General features: G+C 72.4%; 14 protein-coding genes. 11 read left to right on the top strand and 3 right to left on the bottom strand.

The genetic code is table 11. The features are described from left to right. Together AB0I91_RS34190 and AB0I91_RS34195 are read right to left on the bottom strand one after the other, a co-directional pair. A complete protein-coding gene (locus AB0I91_RS34190; protein ID WP_499640626.1) occupies positions 1-1725 on the bottom strand; it encodes a glycoside hydrolase family 3 protein in 1725 nt (574 codons plus the stop codon). 567 nt (positions 1726-2292) lie between these two features. Then, positions 2293-3105 (bottom strand): HAD-IB family hydrolase, encoded by an 813-nt coding sequence (locus AB0I91_RS34195; RefSeq protein WP_498779262.1) that lies wholly within the window; start codon positions 3103-3105, stop codon positions 2293-2295. Between the two features lie 483 nt (positions 3106-3588). Here AB0I91_RS34195 and ssd point away from each other — a divergent pair, with 483 nt between their 5' ends. The 8 genes from ssd to AB0I91_RS34235 all read left to right on the top strand — a co-directional run bounded on the left by ssd (position 3589) and on the right by AB0I91_RS34235 (position 9774). Next, complete coding sequence (ssd, locus tag AB0I91_RS34200; RefSeq protein WP_498779264.1) at positions 3589-4641, top strand: septum site-determining protein Ssd; 1053 nt, start codon at positions 3589-3591, stop codon at positions 4639-4641. A 660-nt stretch (positions 4642-5301) separates the two neighbouring features. Next, positions 5302-6432: a TadA family conjugal transfer-associated ATPase gene (locus AB0I91_RS34205; RefSeq protein ID WP_498779266.1), complete on the top strand. Its 1131-nt coding sequence runs from the start codon at positions 5302-5304 to the stop codon at positions 6430-6432. Further along, entirely contained in the window at positions 6429-7190 is a 762-nt protein-coding gene (locus AB0I91_RS34210) for a type II secretion system F family protein (protein ID WP_498779267.1), read from the top strand. Before AB0I91_RS34205 ends, AB0I91_RS34210 begins: the two co-directional genes overlap by 4 nt. Then, positions 7187-7741 carry a type II secretion system F family protein gene (locus AB0I91_RS34215; protein ID WP_498779269.1) on the top strand — a complete coding sequence of 185 codons (555 nt, stop codon included), beginning with the start codon at positions 7187-7189 and terminating at the stop codon, positions 7739-7741. Before AB0I91_RS34210 ends, AB0I91_RS34215 begins: the two co-directional genes overlap by 4 nt. Before the next feature lie 32 nt (positions 7742-7773). Further along, positions 7774-7950, top strand: coding sequence for a DUF4244 domain-containing protein (locus AB0I91_RS34220; protein WP_498779270.1), 177 nt, complete (start codon positions 7774-7776; stop codon positions 7948-7950). Then, positions 7947-8294 (top strand): TadE family type IV pilus minor pilin, encoded by a 348-nt coding sequence (locus AB0I91_RS34225; RefSeq protein WP_499615684.1) that lies wholly within the window; start codon positions 7947-7949, stop codon positions 8292-8294. The genes AB0I91_RS34220 and AB0I91_RS34225 overlap by 4 nt, the downstream gene beginning before the upstream one ends. A gap of 269 nt (positions 8295-8563) precedes the next feature. Further along, entirely contained in the window at positions 8564-8902 is a 339-nt protein-coding gene (locus AB0I91_RS34230) for an Rv3654c family TadE-like protein (protein ID WP_499640629.1), read from the top strand. 269 nt (positions 8903-9171) lie between these two features. Beyond that, on the top strand, positions 9172-9774 hold the full coding sequence (locus AB0I91_RS34235; RefSeq protein ID WP_498779275.1) for a bifunctional DNA primase/polymerase: 603 nt from the start codon (positions 9172-9174) through the stop codon (positions 9772-9774). Here the strand turns inward: AB0I91_RS34235 and AB0I91_RS34240 are convergent. Then, positions 9744-12152 carry a DEAD/DEAH box helicase gene (locus AB0I91_RS34240; RefSeq protein WP_499640631.1) on the bottom strand — a complete coding sequence of 803 codons (2409 nt, stop codon included), beginning with the start codon at positions 12150-12152 and terminating at the stop codon, positions 9744-9746. The genes AB0I91_RS34235 and AB0I91_RS34240 overlap by 31 nt on opposite strands. Before the next feature lie 205 nt (positions 12153-12357). Between AB0I91_RS34240 and AB0I91_RS34245 the strand changes: the two genes are divergently transcribed. The 3 genes from AB0I91_RS34245 to AB0I91_RS34255 all read left to right on the top strand — a co-directional run bounded on the left by AB0I91_RS34245 (position 12358) and on the right by AB0I91_RS34255 (position 16045). After that, complete coding sequence (locus AB0I91_RS34245; protein ID WP_498779277.1) at positions 12358-14661, top strand: sodium-translocating pyrophosphatase; 2304 nt, start codon at positions 12358-12360, stop codon at positions 14659-14661. Between the two features lie 145 nt (positions 14662-14806). Further along, a complete protein-coding gene (locus tag AB0I91_RS34250) occupies positions 14807-15391 on the top strand; it encodes a hypothetical protein (RefSeq protein WP_499615673.1) in 585 nt (194 codons plus the stop codon). A gap of 45 nt (positions 15392-15436) precedes the next feature. Continuing rightward, a complete protein-coding gene (locus AB0I91_RS34255; protein WP_498779280.1) occupies positions 15437-16045 on the top strand; it encodes a hypothetical protein in 609 nt (202 codons plus the stop codon). The last annotated feature ends 6 nt before the right edge of the window (positions 16046-16051 follow it).

Genomic DNA, 16051 nt, shown 5'->3' on the forward strand with positions numbered 1-16051 from the left:
TCACCACTCCATGCCGTGGCCGAAGGGGTACGGGGTCGGTCCGGGCACCGCGACCGGCAGCTTGCCGACCGGGCCCACCTCACCGGTGATCACCCTGGCCAGCGCCTCCATCGACACCGCGCCGTAGGAGTAGGTCGCCAGCCAGGTCGGCGCGGCCGTGTGCGCCACGTCGTACGGGTTCTGCACGGCGACCGCGATCACGGGTTTGCCGGTGGCCAGGAGCCGCGTCAGCAGGGTCTGCTGCGCCGGTTGGCGCGACAGCGCGTTGGTGAGCACGACGACCGCGTCGGCGTCGGCCGCGGCTTGGACGGCGGCCGTGATCTGGGCCTGGGTCGGCGCGCTGCCGGTGGGGAGCGCCGTGCCGCCGAGCACGCCCGCCAGGGTGCGGGTCGTCGTCTCGCCCCAGCCCGTGACCAGGGCGGCGGTGGGCTTCGCGCGCAGGGGCAGGACGCCCGCGTCGTTGCGCACGGCGGTGACGGTCCGGTCGGTGATCGCCCTGGCGGCGGCGAGGTGCTCGGCCGGGCCGACCGCCGAGTCGACCTTGTCCACGTCGACGAGCGGGCCGGTGAGCATGCCGCGCAGGAACTTCATCCGCAGGATCCGCAGCACGCTCCGGTCCACGCGCTGCTCGGTGATCTCGCCGCTGCGCACGGCCGCCAGCACGCTGTTCACCGCGAGCTCGAGGTCGACGGGCATGAGGAGCTGGTCGACGCCGGCCTTCAGGGCCAGCACGGGGATCTCGGCGTCGTCGTGCAGCTGCCGCACCCCCGCCATGGCCAGCGAGTCGGTGATGACCACGCCGTCGTAGCCGAGGTTCTCGCGCAGCAGGTCCAGCGAGGGCTTGGACAACGTCGCCGGCTCGCCCGACGGGTCGATCTTCGGCATCTGGATGTGCGCGGTCATGACCGAGTCGACGCCCGCGGCGATGGCGGCCCGGAACGGCGGCGCGTCCACCTCGGTCCACTCGGCCTCCGTGCGGTCGACCTTCGGCAGCGTCGTGTGGCTGTCGGTGTCGGTGTCGCCGTGGCCGGGGAAGTGCTTGGCAGTCGCGCTGACGGTGTGCTTGGCCAGGAAGCGGCCCTGGTAGCCGCGCACCTGGGCGGCGGTCAGCTCGGCCGCCAGCGCCGGGTCGCTCGAGTAGGAGCGCACCCCGATGACCGGGTTCGCCGGGTTGGAGTTGACGTCCGCGTCCGGCGCGAAGTTCTGGGTGATGCCCATGGCGCGCAGCTCGCGTGCGGTGATGCGGGCGGCGTGCTCGGCGTTCTCGGCGCTGCGGCCCGCGCCGAGGGCCATGTTGCCTGGGAACTGGGTGGCGGGCGCGCCGATGCGGGTGACGATGCCCATCTCCTGGTCCGTGGCGATGGCCAGCGGGACCCGGCTCGCCCGTTGCAGGCCGTTGGAGAGGGTGGCGATCTGGCGCGGGGTGTCGATGTTGTCGTAGCTGGAGTTGTTGAAGTAGACGACACCGCCCGGCTGGAACTTGGCCACCACCTCGGCCGGGGTGGCGACGCCGAGGTCGCGCAGGTTGCCGGGGTGCGCCTCGTCCGGCGACTGGCCGTGCAGGTAGGTGACGAACAACTGGCCGACCTTCTGCTCCAGCGACATGCCGCGGACCATCGCGGTGATGTGCTGCGCCTGGTCCGGCGAGGCGTGCGCCGGCGGCGCCGCCGGTGAGGTCACTGCGGAAGCCGCGGCCACGGCGACGGCGACGAGCGGACGGAGCACTGCGGCCTCCCCTCTGGGAACTTTCCACCACTCAGTGGTGCGTTTGGCAAGTTACCCACGTCACAGTGGTGGGTCAACGGGTTGCGCTGCGTGGCCATTGTGCGGAGGGGGACCGACAGAACCAGGGGGTTCGCGCTTCACTCGTTCGGGCACTGTTTCGGTGTCCGGGCGCGAAAAGACGGTGGGGCCCCTCAGCAGAGGGGCCCCACCGTCGTCAGCGCGGGCTTCTGAGTTACCAAGCGTGCAACTCGTGTCGTACCAACCTGGCCTCGGCGTCCGGCGTCCCGGTACGCAGGCCCTAGACGACAAGCCTCCCGCGGCGTGCTGCGCGTGGGTGTCTCGAAGTCCGCGCACGGAGCTCTGCCGGGGTGGACGCCGCTTCTCTTCCGCTTCGTCCCTGGCCGACCCGAGGTCCGCACTTCCTTTGTAGTGCGTGTCCGGCGTCACAGCAAGGGCTCGATGGGGTGCACCGTTCAAGCGACGTTCAGTAGCGGAAAGGCTTTTGTGACAGTGATTCCGACGCGCTCGGGACCACTGGTACCGCTGACCGGGGCACGGCGGGGTGAACTAGCTCCGGCGCCGCCTGCGCAGGCCGTACCAGGCCACGCCCGCGGCCGTCGCCGCGCCCAACCCGATCGCGGTCACGGCGACCGCGGTGCCGGACGGGCGGGGGATGCGGGCGCGCAGCGACACGGGGTCGGAGAACGTCAGCACCGGCCAGCCCCGCTGGGTCGCGATCCGCCGCAGCGCGCGGTCCGGGTTGACCACCGTGGGGTGGCCGACGGCCTCCAGCAGCGGCAGGTCGGTGATGGAGTCGGAGTAGGCGTAGCAGCTGCTCAGGTCGTAGTCGTGCTGCTCGGCGAGCTGCTTGACGGCGATCGCCTTGTTCTCGCCCGCGCAGTAGAAGTCGACCTCGCCGGAGTAGCGGCCCTCCGCGACGACCATCCGCGTGCCGACGCTGTGCGTCGCGCCGACCATGGTGGAGATGGGCGCGACCAGCTCCTCGCCCGAAGCGGAGACGACGACCACGTCGTGCCCTTCGCCCTTGTGGTCGGTGATGAGCTGCGTGGCCTCCTTGTAGACGAGGGGGTCGACGATGTCGTGCAGCGTCTCCTCGACGATCGAGCGCACCTGCTCGACGTCCCAGCCCTCGCAGAGCGCGGTGATGTGCGAGCGCATCCGGTCCATCTGGTCGGCGTCCGCGCCGGCCAGCATGAAGACGAACTGCGCGTAGGCGCTCTTGAGCACCGCACGCCGGTTGATCAGGCCCTCTTGGAAGAAGGGCCGGCTGAACGCCAGCGTGCTCGACTTGGCGATGACGGTCTTGTCCAGGTCGAAGAACGCGGCGACTCGACTGCCTTCGGTGGCGTGCTCGGTCACCGGTCAAGCTTAAGCGGGGAGGGGGTGGCGGGCCGCCGCCAGTGCTTCGTCACTTTACGAAGTAGGTGTGCGGTCCATCGAAATTTGGTCTCCCTCTGACGGAAGACACGCAAGACCCTGTCCTGTGGGGATACAGTAGACGGGTCCGGCTCGACCGGACGGGTTCAGTCCGACCCCCCGGGACTGAACCAATGACGACCCCCGTCCCTCCCCCCTGGCGGGGGTCGTCCCATGTCCGGGGTCGGTTTCGCCGGTGCTCCGCGCTGGACCTCCGCGCGCTCGTGCCGCTTCTTGCATCAGCCTCCGATCTTTCGTCCGGGTGCCGTGACGGCTGTCGTTCGGCCGGGCGCGGCCGTTCGCGGCGCTCCGAGTTGTCCACAGGCAGTCCGGTTGTCCACATGTTGATCATGTGACGTTGTGTCCTTCCTCACCGCTCGACACCGTGGAACCCGTAGATCCACCACGGAGAACGGGGAGAGCGGGATGAAGCGACCGGTGGCACTGGTGACCGATGCGGGCCTGGTGGACGAGGTGCTCAACGCGGCGGCGGTCGTCGGCTGCGAGGTGGAGCGCGTGGTCGACGTGACGGCGTTGCGCGGGCGTTGGCACGGCGCGGCGGCGGTGGTGCTCGACTTCGAGGCCGTCGTCGCGTGCGGCGGGTTCCCGCGCAGATCGGGGGTCCACGTCGTCGGCGCCGGTCCGCCGGGCGCCGAGGTGTGGCGGCGTGCCCTGGCCCTGGGCGCGGAGCAGGTGTTGGAGCTGCCCGCCGACCAGGAGCGGCTGCGGGCGGTGCTGGCCGATGCCGCCGAGGGTGCGCCGGTCGGTGAGGGGAAGGTGCTGGCGATCCTGGGCGCCCGCGGTGGCGCCGGGGCGTCGGTGCTGGCGGTGGCGGTGGGTCAGGCCGTGCTGGCGGCCGGCGGCCACGGCCTGCTCGTCGACTGCGACCCGTTGGGTGGCGGCCTGGACCTGACGTTGGGCGCGGAGCGGCAGGAAGGGCTGCGGTGGCCCACGTTGCGGCTGACGGGTGGCCGCGTGCCGGCGGCGGCGCTGCGCACGGCGCTGCCGGGCCGTTCGGGCAGGCACGGGAGCCTGACCGTGCTGTCGTGCGGCCGGACGGGGCCGGGACCGGAGCCGGACGCCGTGGTGGCGGTGGTCGAGGCGGGCAGGCGTGCCGGTGGCACGGTGGTGTGCGACGTGCCGCGCCAACTGACCGAGGCCGCCTGCGCCGCCCTCGACCGGGCCGACTTGGCGGTGCTGGTGGTGCCGGCGGACGTCAAGGCGTGCATGGCGGCCAAGACCGTGGTCGACCGGGCCGGTGCGCGGGGCGTGCGGCTGAAGGCGGTGGTCCGCGGCCCGGCCCCGGGCGGTCTCACCACGGCGCAGGTGGTGGCGGCGATAGGCGTTCCGCTGCTGACCACCATGCGTCCGGAGCCGCGGCTGGCCAGGGCCCTGGACAACGGCCACTTCCCCGAAACCACGCGCGGCCCACTGGCCAAGGCCGCCCGAACAGTCCTGGCAGCCCTCCATGCGCACTAACCAGAACCCACTCGCCCACAACCACAACCGCGATCTTGACCGCGACCACGACAGCTACCGCGGCCGCGACCATGACCGCGGTCCAATCGCCGGCGAACGACGACCGCATGCTCGCGGCCCGGCGCATCGGTTGTCGCGCCACGCAACCGGGGCTGTTCCGCTCCGGATGCCTGGAGCGCGATGCCAAACCCTGTTGGCCGCAGTCGGGCCGAGCGTTCCGGCCGGCGGCGGCGATCTGCACCTCGCCGTCCCTCCGCGAACGCCGACCGCCGGCGGAAACGACCCGTTCCGCGACCTCGCCCACCCACCTCATCGGCACGATCCGGCCGTTCCTCGCCCGCCTTGGGGAAGAGGTCGCGGGATGGGCGCGGACAGCGGTCGTCGTGCGGATGTCGGTCGTGGCGCGGTTGGCCCCGGGTGGATCGGCGATGGATTGGCGGTGGGCGGTGACCTGTGACCGCGGGCCCACTGTGCGGCGGCATCCCGCGTACCGGCCGCCCGTGGGATTTCGGAGTTGTCGGCCCGTGTCGCTGTCGGAGCTGGTGCTCGCCGAGCTGTCCGCGTCGTTCCTGGGCGAGCCGGGCGACGGCCGGCCGGGGTTGGTCGAGGCGGCTCGGGAGGTTCTGGGAGGTCGTCGTGGAGCTTTGAGGGAGGGTGGTTGTGAACGATCTGGTTGAGCGGGTTCGCCTGCGGCTGGCCAGCGGGCGCGGTGACCTCACGTCGGCGGCCGTCGCGGCGGCCGTGCGTGGTGAGGCCGGCGGGGTGCTCGGTGACGAGGACGTCCAGCGGGCGCTTTCGGTGCTGCGGCAGGAGTTCGTCGGTGCCGGGCCGCTGGAGCCGCTGTTGCGGGACCCGGACACGACCGACGTCCTCGTCACCCGGCCGGATGAGGTGTGGGTCGACGGGGTCGGCGGGTTGCGGCGCACCGACGTCGCCTTTCCCGACGAGGCGGCCGTTCGTCGGCTCGCGCAGCGGCTCGCGGTGGCGGCCGGGCGGCGGTTGGACGACGCCGCGCCCTGTGTCGACGGGTGGTTGCCCGGCTCGGTGCGGTTGCACGCGGTCCTGCCGCCGATCTCACCGTTCACCTGCCTGTCGTTGCGGGTCCTCCGCCCGGCGGTGCACGACCTGGAGACCTTGGAGGCTTGCGGCACGTTCGACCGGATGGCGGCCGACCTGCTGCGGGCGATCGTGGTTGCCCGGCAGGCCTTCCTGGTCGTCGGCGGCACGGGTTCGGGGAAGACGACGCTCCTCGCCGCCTTGTTGGGGTGCGTGCCGCACGACGAACGGGTCGTGTGCGTCGAAGACGCAGGAGAACTCCAGCCCCACCACCCGCAGGTCGTCCGCCTGCTGGCACGCGGCCCGAACGTCGAGGGCGCGGGCGAGGTGACGATGCGCGACCTCGTCCGGCAGGCGTTGCGGATGCGGCCCGACCGGATCGTGGTCGGGGAGGTGCGGGGCGCGGAGGTGTGCGAGCTGCTGTCGTCGCTGAACACCGGGCACGACGGCGGCGCGGGGACGTTGCACGCCAACTCGCCGGCCGAAGTCCCCGCGCGGCTGGAGGCCTTGGCCGCGCTCGGTGGGCTCGACCGGCACGCCTTGCACAGCCAACTGGCCGCCGCGGTGAAGGTCGTGCTGCACATGCGCCGGGCGGGCGACGGCACGCGGTACCTGGCCGAGATCGGTGTGCTGGAACGGCGGTCCGGTCACCTCGTCGTCCGACCCGCGTGGCGGCGTGACGGGGGTTGGCAGGAAGCCGGCGCGGTGCTCAAGGGCCTGGTGAGGGCGTCATGAGCCTGCTGTTGCTGGCCGCCGCGTTGGTGGTGCTGCCGTCGGCCCGGGCGCGACGGCGGCTCGCCGGGCCTCGGCCCGCGGGGCGGTGGAAGTCGTGGAGGCCCAATCGGGTGCTGGTGGTCCTGGTGGGGATCGCGCTGGGGATGCCGGTGGGAGCAGGTGGCGCGATCGCGGGCGCGTTGCTGGCCGCGACCGTGTGGCGGACGTACCGGGAGGCGATCCGGCAGCGCGACCGGATGGCGGCGTCCGTCGCGCTCGCCGACGGGCTGAAGGCGTTCGTCGCGGAACTGCGGTCGGGCGCTCACCCGGCCAAGGCGGCGATCGGCGCGGCGGAGGACGCACAGCCGCCGGCGACCGACGTCCTGCGGGCCATCGCGGCGACGTCGGCACGTGGTGGCGAGGTCGAGGCGGCGCTGGCCGACTTCCCCGACGCCACCCACCTGGCCAGGGCGTGGCGGCTGTCGGCGGTGCACGGCGTGCCGTTGGCCGACGTGCTGGACGCGGTCCGGCGGGACCTCGACCGGCGCACCGCGTTCGCGGGGCAGGTCCACGCCCGTATGGCCGGTCCGCGGGCCGGCGCGGCGGTGCTGGCCGGGCTGCCGCTCCTCGGCGTGGTGCTGGGCGAACTCGGCGGCGCGGGACCGTTGGCCGTCCTGTCCGGCACTGCGCCGGGACAGGTGCTGCTGGTGGCCGGGGTTGCCCTGATCTGCGCCGGGCTGCGGTGGAGCGGTCGGTTGACCAGGCAGGTGATCGCATGAGCCTGCTGCTGCTCGCCCTGGCGGTGATCGCCTTCCCCGCGCCGACGAGAGCCGCGGCGCGGCTGCGACCGAGGACCAGGCGAAAACCCGTGCCGAAGGCCAGGCCGCCGGACCCGTTCGCCGCGGCGGCGACGTGGGACCTGCTGGCCGCCGCCTTGCGGGCGGGCCTGCCGGTGGCCGGCGCGGTGCGGGCCGTGCTGCCGGCCGTCCCTCCGGGGCCGGCCGAACGCCTCCGCGAGGTGGTCGACCTGCTGACGTTGGGCGCGGACCCGGTGCACGCGTGGGCCAAGGCGCTCGCCCACCCGGACACCGCGCCGCTGGCGCGAGCGGCACGCCGGACGGCCCGGTCGGGCGCGGCGCTGGCCGGGGCGGCGGCGGACCTGGCCGCGGAGGCGCGGGCGAGGGTGTCCGACCAGGCCGAGGCCCGTGCGCAACGCGCCGCGGTGCTCGTGGCGGGACCGCTGGCGCTGTGCTTCCTGCCCGCGTTCCTGTGCCTGGGCGTCGTGCCGGTGGTGATCGGCGTCGTCGCCGGCGTGAGCGACGACTGGTAACTGTCCACAGTGGAGCTGAAGGAGAGTGGGAGATGGTGGCCGGCAGGCGGAACGTGTTGGGCGACAGCGGGATGTCGACGGTGGAGTACGCGATCGGCACGCTTGCCGCCACGGCGATCGCCCTGCTCCTGTACTCGCTGATGAGCGGGGACTGGGTGGAAGGGCTGCTCCGGGCCTTGGTGCAGCGGGCGTTCACGGTGGACGCGTGAGGCGGGAGGTGCTGGGCGATGACCGGGGCGGGGTGACCGTCGAAGCGGCGGTGGCGGTGTGCGGGTTGGTCGCCGTGCTGGTGCTGGGAGTCGGCGCGGTGATGGCGGTCGTGGCTCAGCTCCGGTGCACGGATGCGGCACGGGAGGCGGCTCGGCTGGTCGCCCGGGGCGATTCCGCGCGGGTCGACGCAGTGGTCGGGGCGATCGCGCCGGAAGGGGCGCGGTGGGAGGTGAGGAGGGAGGGGGACACGGCAACGGTGGAGGTCGCGGTCTCGCGGCTGGGTGTCGAACTGCGGGCACGTGCGTACGCGGTGGTCGAGCCGGGGGTGGTCCAGCCTGGGTAGCCGAGCTGGGTAGTCGAGCCGGAGTAGTCGAAGGACGGCTCGGGTCGCGGGAGTCGGCGGACGGCTCGGGCGGCGGTGGTCGCGGCGGCCGGTGAGCCGCTGAGGCCCGCGTCGGTCGCGGCGATCGGGGAGATGCCGGGTAGGAAGGGGGCGGGCTGGCAGGAAGGGCCGGCGGGACAGGAAAGGGCGGGGAGGGCAGGGGCCGGAGCGCAGGGGTCGGAGCAGGGCGAAGGGCCGGAAGTAGGGACAGACAAGGAGGGGAGGGGTGGGTGGTTGGTGATGACCGTGGGGCGGCGTCCGTCATGGCGGTCGCGGTGGGGGCGGTGTGGTTTGGGCTCGTGGTGGTCGGCGTGCACGTCGGTGAGGCCGTGGTGGGCAGGCACCGGTTGGGTGCGGCGGCCGACCTCGGGGCGTTGGCGGCGGCCGGGCAGTTGGCCGGTGGGGTGGCGCACGCCTGCGGCCGGGCCGAGTGGGTCGTCGAACGGATGGGTGGGCGGTTGGCCTCGTGCCTGGTGGAGGGGTGGGAGGTGAGTGTCCGCGTCACCGGCGAGCCCACGGTGTTCGGCGCGCCCAGTGCCCGGGCCCGTGCAGGTCCGGCCGAACCGTAACCCGTACCCGACACGACGAACGGTCGTCCGTCGGCGGTGAGCGGACTCACACGACCGCAGATTCGCGGCTTCGCGGCGGGCGGACGGCTCGCAGGCCGTTCTGCTCCACGCCCCCGGCCGCCGCGTTCGCCGTGCCACAACGACCAGTTGTCGACAGGCGGTTACCAAAACCCCCGGTCATGGCGTTAGTTCAAGTGGTGGCACCGACACGGTGTCGAACGACGCGCGACACGGTGTCGTGGACGCAGGACGCAGGAGGCGAACGAAAGATGGAGTGGTCGGATAGCTGGCGCGGGGCCTTCCGCATCGAGCTGCGCGCAGAGGCGGTCAACCTCGCGTGGCACGGGTGGCCTGTGCTGCCGGGCACCTATCCGGCGGGTGAGCGGTGGGCCGGGCGCGACGGCGTCGAGGACCTCGGGCCGGTCCCGGTGCACCGCGACTGGCAGGAGCGCATCGGCACCAAGGCGGAGCAGGTCGCCACCTGGTGGGCGGGCCACTCCTACAGCATCCTGCTGGCCACCGGCCACGGCGTGGACGCCGTCGAGGTGAGCGCCGACCTCGGCCGCCGCGCCGCGGTCGAGCTGCGGGCCGCCGGCGTCCCGGTGCCGATCGTGGCGACCCCGGAAGGCCGTTGGATGTTCCTGGTCGCCTCCGGCGGCACGCCGGTCACGGACCCGGACGTCAAGCACTACGGCCAGGGCGAGTACGTCCCGCTGCCGCCGAGCACGGGCCACGTCGGCGTCGTGCACTGGCGCGTCAAGCCGCAGATCTGCGCGTGGCACCTGCCGCACGTGGACGTGGTCCGCGACGCCCTGCTCCAGGCCGCCGACCGCACCAGCGCCTACGGCCTGGTCGCCGCCGACCGGTCCTGATCGACTCGGCCGTGCCGGACGTCGTGGCGGCTCTCCCCGACGACCCCGAGCACGACGTCCAGCACGGCCACCCCGCCCGCCTTGTCCAGCGGATCGTTGCCATTCCCGCACTTCGGCGACTGCACGCAGGACGGGCACCCGGCCGGGCACGCGCAAGCCGCGATGGCCTCCCTAGTAGCGACCAACCACGGGACTACCGCGTTGAACCCGCGGTCGGCGAACCCGGCTCCCCCGGGATGACCGTCGTGCACGAACACCGTCGCCTCCCCGGTGTCCTGGTGCAGCGCGGTCGAGACTCCGCCGATGTCCCAGCGGTCACAGGTCGCGAAGAGCGGTAGCAGGCCGATCGCCGCGTGTTCGGCGGCGTGCAGTGCGCCGGGGACGCGCGCCGGAGCCAGACCGGCGCCCCCCGGCGCACTGCCCAACAACTCCGCGGACACCGTGTACCAGACCGCCCGTGTCACCAAGGTCTGCGCGGGCAGCGACAGCGGCACCGAGTCGACCACCTGCCCGGACGGCAGTTTCCGCAGGTAACCGACGACCTGCGAGGTCACCTCGACCTCGCCGAGGCACACCGTCACCCCGTCGAACGAGCGCTTCTCCAGCACCCGGACCACCGAGATGTCCTTGGTGTCGCGCGCGGTCGTCGTCCAGTCCGGCTTCTCCGCGTGCACCATCGCCAGACCGCTGTCCAGGTCCAGCTCGTCCACCACGTACGACTCGCCCTGGTGCAGGTAGACGGCGCCGGAGTGCACCTGCCAGCACGCCGAACCGGGGTCGACCGTGCCGAGCATCCGCCCCGAGTCGGCCTCCACCACCACGACCTGCTCGCCGCCGGACCCGCGGATGTCCACGGACGAGTGCGGCCGGTCGTGCGAGGTCCAGTACCAGCCGTTCGGCCGCCGCCGCAGCACCCGCCGCGCCACCATGTCCTCCACCACGGCCAGTGCCGCGTCACCGCCGAAGGACTCCAGCGACTCCGGCGTCAGCGGCAGCTCCGCCGCCGCGCACGCCAGCTGCGGCTCCAGCACGTACGGGTTCGCGGGGTCCAGCACCGTCGCCTCGACCGGCTTGTCCAGCACCGCCGACGGGTTGTGCACCAGGTAGGTGTCCAACGGGTCGTCCCGCGCCACGAACACCACCAGCGCGTCGGCGTCCTCGGTCCGCCCCGCCCGCCCGGCCTGCTGCCAGAACGACGCCAGCGTGCCCGGGAAACCGGCCACCACCACGGCGTCCAACCCGACGATGTCGACGCCGAGCTCCAACGCGTTCGTCGTCGCCACGCCGAGCAGCTCGCCCGACGACACGGCACGCTCCAGCGCCCGCCGCTCCTCCGGCAGGTACCCGCCCCGGTAGGCGGCCACCCGCTCGGCCAACGACGGGTCGACCTCCGACAACACCCGCCGCGCGCCCAACGCGGTCAGCTCCGCGCCCACCCGCGACCGCACGAACGCCAACGACCGCGCGCCCTCCACGACCAGGTCGGCCAGGATCCGCGCCGTCTCCGCGCCCGCCGAACGCCGCACCGGCGCCCCGTTCTCGCCCTCCAGGTCGTCCAGCAGCGGCGGCTCCCACAACGCCACCGTCCGCCCCGCGCGCGGCGACCCGTCCTCGGTCACCGCCTCGCACGGCGCGCCGAGCAGCGCCGCCGCCGACGCCGCCGGATCGGCCACCGTCGCCGACGCCAGCACGAACACGGGATCCGCGCCGTACCGCTGCGCGACCCGCCGCAACCGCCGCAGCAGCAACGCCACGTGGGAACCGAAAACTCCCCTGTACGTGTGACATTCGTCGACCACCACGTACGACAGCCGGCGCAGGAACCTGATCCACCGGGCGTGGTTGGGCAGCACGCCGCGGTGCAGCATGTCCGGGTTGCTGAACACCCAGTTGGCGTGCGCCCGCACCCAATCGCGTTCCGCCATCGGCGTGTCGCCGTCGAACGACGCCGCGCGCACGCCCGGCACGCCCAAACCGCTCACCGATCTCAACTGGTCCGCGCCCAACGCCTTCGTGGGCGAGAGGTACAGAGCTGTTGCCTTCGGATCAACTGTCAACGCGCTCAGGACCGGCAATTGGTACGCCAGCGATTTGCCCGACGCGGTGCCCGTCGCCACCACGACGTGCGATCCGGACCACGCGTGCTCCGCCGCTTGCGCCTGGTGCCGCCACGGCTGGGCCACACCCCGTTCCACCAGCGCCGACACCACCGGTTCGGCTGCCCACGACGGCCACTCGACGGGTTGCGCGGGACGCGGGGGCTGCTCTTCGGTGTGCGTCAACGGCGATTCGCCCGCGGGTACCCCGGCGAGGACACGGTCCAGCAAACGACGTCCCTGGTTCGCCACGGGGCGCAGCTTCGCACACCCGGGGGACATCCGAACCCCACCTCTGCGGATAACGGTGTGTGTACGGATCGGGACGCGTTGTTGCCTGGTTGCGCACTATGAATAGACTCCGCCGCTATCGCATCCAATGAGGGGTGCATCACGTTGTGTCGGGGCTGACAGTCGCGTGAGTGACCCGCCTCACACCAGCGGGGTGGCCCTGACATTGGGCTTGGAAAACTCACCAGGAGGACGGATGTCCCGGCAATTCCTCGCGGAGGGCCTCGAGCTCTCCGGAGGTGATCGCGGCCTCGTCGCCGTGGTCGCCGTGGTCGCCCTGGCTGCCCTGGCCGTGGGCTACGTGCTGCTCCGGGAGGTGCTGGCCGCGGGCCAGGGCACCTCCAAGATGCAGGACATCGCCAAGGCGGTCCAAGAGGGCGCAGCGGCCTACCTCAACCGGCAGTTCCGAACGCTCGGCATCTTCGTCGTGATCGTGTTCGTGCTGCTGTTCGCGCTTCCTGCCGAGGACATCGGCGAACGGATCGGCAGGTCGCTGTTCTTCCTCGTCGGCGCCGGCTTCTCCGCCGTCATCGGCTACCTCGGCATGTGGCTGTCGACCCGCGCGAACGTGCGCGTCGCCGCCGCGGCCAAGGAGACCGGCGGCCGGGAGAAGGCCATGCGGATCGCGTTCCGCACCGGCGGCGTGGTCGGCATGTTCACCGTCGGCCTGGGCCTGTTCGGCGCGGCCCTGGTCGTGTTCGTCTACGTCGGCCAGGCGCCCAGGGTGCTGGAGGGCTTCGGCTTCGGCGCCGCCCTGCTCGCCATGTTCATGCGGGTCGGCGGCGGCATCTTCACCAAGGCCGCCGACGTCGGCGCGGACCTGGTCGGCAAGGTCGAGCAGGGCATCCCCGAGGACGACCCGCGCAACGCCGCGACCATCGCCGACAACGTGGGCGACAACGTCGGCGACTGCGCCGGCATGGCGGCGGACCTGTTCGAGTCCTACGCCGTCACCCTGGTCGCGTCGCTGATCCTCGGCACGGCCGCGTTCGGCGCGAAGGGCCTGCTGTTCCCGCTGATCGTGCCCGCGATCGGCGTGCTCACGGCGGTCATCGGCGTCTACATCACCAGTGCCCGCACCGGCGAGAACGGCCTCACCGCGATCAACCGCTCGTTCTACATCTCGGCGGTCGTCTCGGCGGTGCTGTGCACGGTGGCGGCGTTCGTGTTCCTGCCCAGCTCGTTCGCGGGCCTCGCGGGCGTGTCGGAGGAGATCGCGGGCACGCCGGGCAACCCGGCCCTGATCGCCGCCGTCGCGGTGATCATCGGCATCGTGCTGGCGGGCGTCATCCTGTGGCTGACCGGCTACTTCACCGGCACCGAGCACAAGCCCGTCAAGGAGGTGGGCCGCACCTCGCTCACCGGCGCGGCGACCGTCATCCTGTCCGGCATCTCGGTCGGCTTCGAGTCGGCGGTCTACACCGCGCTGGTCATCGGCGGCGCGGTCTACGGCGCGTTCCTGCTGTCCGGCTCGGTGGTCGTGTCGCTGTTCGCGGTCGCGCTGGCCGGCTGCGGCCTGCTGACCACGGTCGGCGTCATCGTGGCCATGGACACCTTCGGCCCGGTCTCCGACAACGCGCAGGGCATCGCGGAGATGTCCGGCGACGTGGACGGCGAGGGCGCGCAGATCCTCACCGAGCTCGACGCGGTGGGCAACACCACCAAGGCCATCACCAAGGGCATCGCGATCGCCACCGCCGTGCTGGCGGCGACCGCGCTGTTCGGCTCCTACAAGGACGCGATCGAGCAGGCGCTGCGGGACGTGCAGGTGGGCCTCGGCGAGGTGCCGGTGTCGTTCACCAACGTGGTGTTCAGCCCGAACGTGCTGGTCGGCCTCATCATCGGCGCGGCCGTGGTGTTCATGTTCTCCGGTCTCGCGGTCAACGCGGTGACCCGCGCGGCCGGCGCGATCGTGTTCGAGGTGCGCCGCCAGTTCCGCGACAACCCCGGGATCATGGACGGCACGGTCAAGCCGGAGTACGGCAAGGTCGTCGACATCTGCACGAAGGACTCGCTGCGCGAGCTGGCCACCCCCGGCCTGCTCGCGGTGCTGGCGCCGATCGCGGTCGGCTTCGGCCTCGGCGTCGGCCCGCTGGCCGGCTACCTGGCCGGCGCGATCGCCACCGGCACGCTGATGGCGGTGTTCCTGGCCAACTCCGGTGGCGCCTGGGACAACGCGAAGAAGCTGGTCGAGGACGGCAACCACGGCGGCAAGGGCTCCGACGCCCACGCCGCGACCGTCATCGGTGACACCGTCGGCGACCCGTTCAAGGACACCGCCGGTCCGGCCATCAACCCGCTGATCAAGGTGATGAACCTGGTCTCGGTGCTGATCGCGCCCGCGATCGTCGGGTTCTCCGTCGGCTCCGGCGAGTCGGCCGGCATCCGGTACGCGATCGCGATCGTGGCGGTCGTGGTCATCGTGGGCGCCGTGGTCGTGTCCAAGCGGCGCGGCACGGCGATCTCGGACACCCCGGCGGAGGTCACCACCTCCGCGTGACGTGCGAGTGGGAGGGCGGGGTGCCGCAGTCGGGGGCACCCCGCCCTCCCACGTCCGGGTAGGCCGGGTGGGCGCGCCCGGATGGGGGCACACTGTTCGGTGTCGCCCGGGATCGGAGTTGCACGCAACGATGGGGAGCACCCTGATGAGACTTCTGCCGCTGGTCGCCGCGACCACCCTGGTCGTGGCGGTTGCCGGGTGCGGGTCCGGGGGTGACTCCACCGCGCCCACGTCGTCGTCCGCGGCTCCGTCCGACGCGGCGGCGGTGGCGTACATGGACAAGGTGTGCACGGCGGCGGCGTCGTTCGCCACGGTGCCGAAGACACCGCCGCAGCTGGACGCGAACGACCCGGCGAAGCTGAAGGCCGACATGGGCGCGTACATGGGCCAGATGGCCGACGCGTTCACCCAGACCGCGACCAAGCTGCGCGACGTGGGCCCCTCGCCGGTGGCGGGCGGTGACCAGCAGGTCGAGCAGATGGCGGCGACGTTCACCGACATCGCGAAGAACTTCAGCGACGCGAAGGCGGCCATCGAGGCGGCGGACGCCAACGACCCGGTCGGCGGGTTGCAGGCCGCCGGGGAGGCCATCACCCGGCTGGATGATTTCGTCGCGCCGCTGAAGCAGCTGGAGGCGTCGCCGGAGCTGTCCTCGGCGGCCGAGAAGGCGCCGGCCTGCCAGGACCTGCGGACGCTGAGGCCGTCGGAAGCCGTCACGCCGACCTCGTAGTAGGTTGCCCCCTCACCTTTTTCACCCGATTTGGGGGGCATTTCCGTGAAGCACCGTGTCGCGCTCGCCGGCGTGTTCGCCGCAGTCCTCGTCACGTCCGCGTGCGGGGGTGGCGGCTCGTCCTCGTCGTCCGGTTCGACCGCGACCACCACGACCACCACGACCGCGGCGGCCACCGCTGACCCGATCGTGTGGACCGGCACGTTCTGCGAGGGCATCGCGCCCACCATCGAGGGCGTGCTGACCCTGCTGAAGACGATGTTCGAGGGCGGCGCCGAGGACCCGGCCGTGCAGAAGACCGCGCTGCTCGACTACAGCTCCAAGGCGGGCAAGTCGCTGACCGAGGCGGGCGCGAAGCTCGAGGACCTCGGCGCGCCGTCGCCCGAGAGCCAGGAGCTGCACGACGAGCTGGTCAAGTTCTTCACCGATTCGGGCAAGACGCTGACCGAGGTCAACACCGAGCTGGCGGCGCTGGACCCGGCCGACCCGGAGTTCGCCACCAAGCTGGAGCAGCTGGGCGGCGACCAGGCGGACCCGTCCAAGCTGCAGGAACAGATCAAGAAGCTGCAGGAGGACCCGAAGCTCGGCCAGGCGTTCAAGGAGGCGCCGGAGTGCGTGGCGATGGCCGAGACGCTGAAGAGCCTCGGCAGCTGACACCGC

Origin of the sequence: Actinosynnema sp. NPDC049800 (assembly GCF_040656635.1) — a bacterium.
In the GTDB taxonomy this organism is placed as follows: domain Bacteria; phylum Actinomycetota; class Actinomycetes; order Mycobacteriales; family Pseudonocardiaceae; genus Actinosynnema.

Coding starts and splice junctions, on each gene's coding strand:
- AB0I91_RS34235 (WP_498779275.1), top strand. CDS start 9,172: ATGGAGTGGTCGGATAGCTGGCGCGGGGCCTTCCGCATCGAGCTGCGC.
- AB0I91_RS34250 (WP_499615673.1), top strand. CDS start 14,807: ATGAGACTTCTGCCGCTGGTCGCCGCGACCACCCTGGTCGTGGCGGTT.
- ssd (WP_498779264.1), top strand. CDS start 3,589: ATGAAGCGACCGGTGGCACTGGTGACCGATGCGGGCCTGGTGGACGAG.
- AB0I91_RS34220 (WP_498779270.1), top strand. CDS start 7,774: ATGGTGGCCGGCAGGCGGAACGTGTTGGGCGACAGCGGGATGTCGACG.
- AB0I91_RS34245 (WP_498779277.1), top strand. CDS start 12,358: ATGTCCCGGCAATTCCTCGCGGAGGGCCTCGAGCTCTCCGGAGGTGAT.
- AB0I91_RS34210 (WP_498779267.1), top strand. CDS start 6,429: ATGAGCCTGCTGTTGCTGGCCGCCGCGTTGGTGGTGCTGCCGTCGGCC.
- AB0I91_RS34215 (WP_498779269.1), top strand. CDS start 7,187: ATGAGCCTGCTGCTGCTCGCCCTGGCGGTGATCGCCTTCCCCGCGCCG.
- AB0I91_RS34240 (WP_499640631.1), bottom strand. CDS start 12,152: ATGTCCCCCGGGTGTGCGAAGCTGCGCCCCGTGGCGAACCAGGGACGT.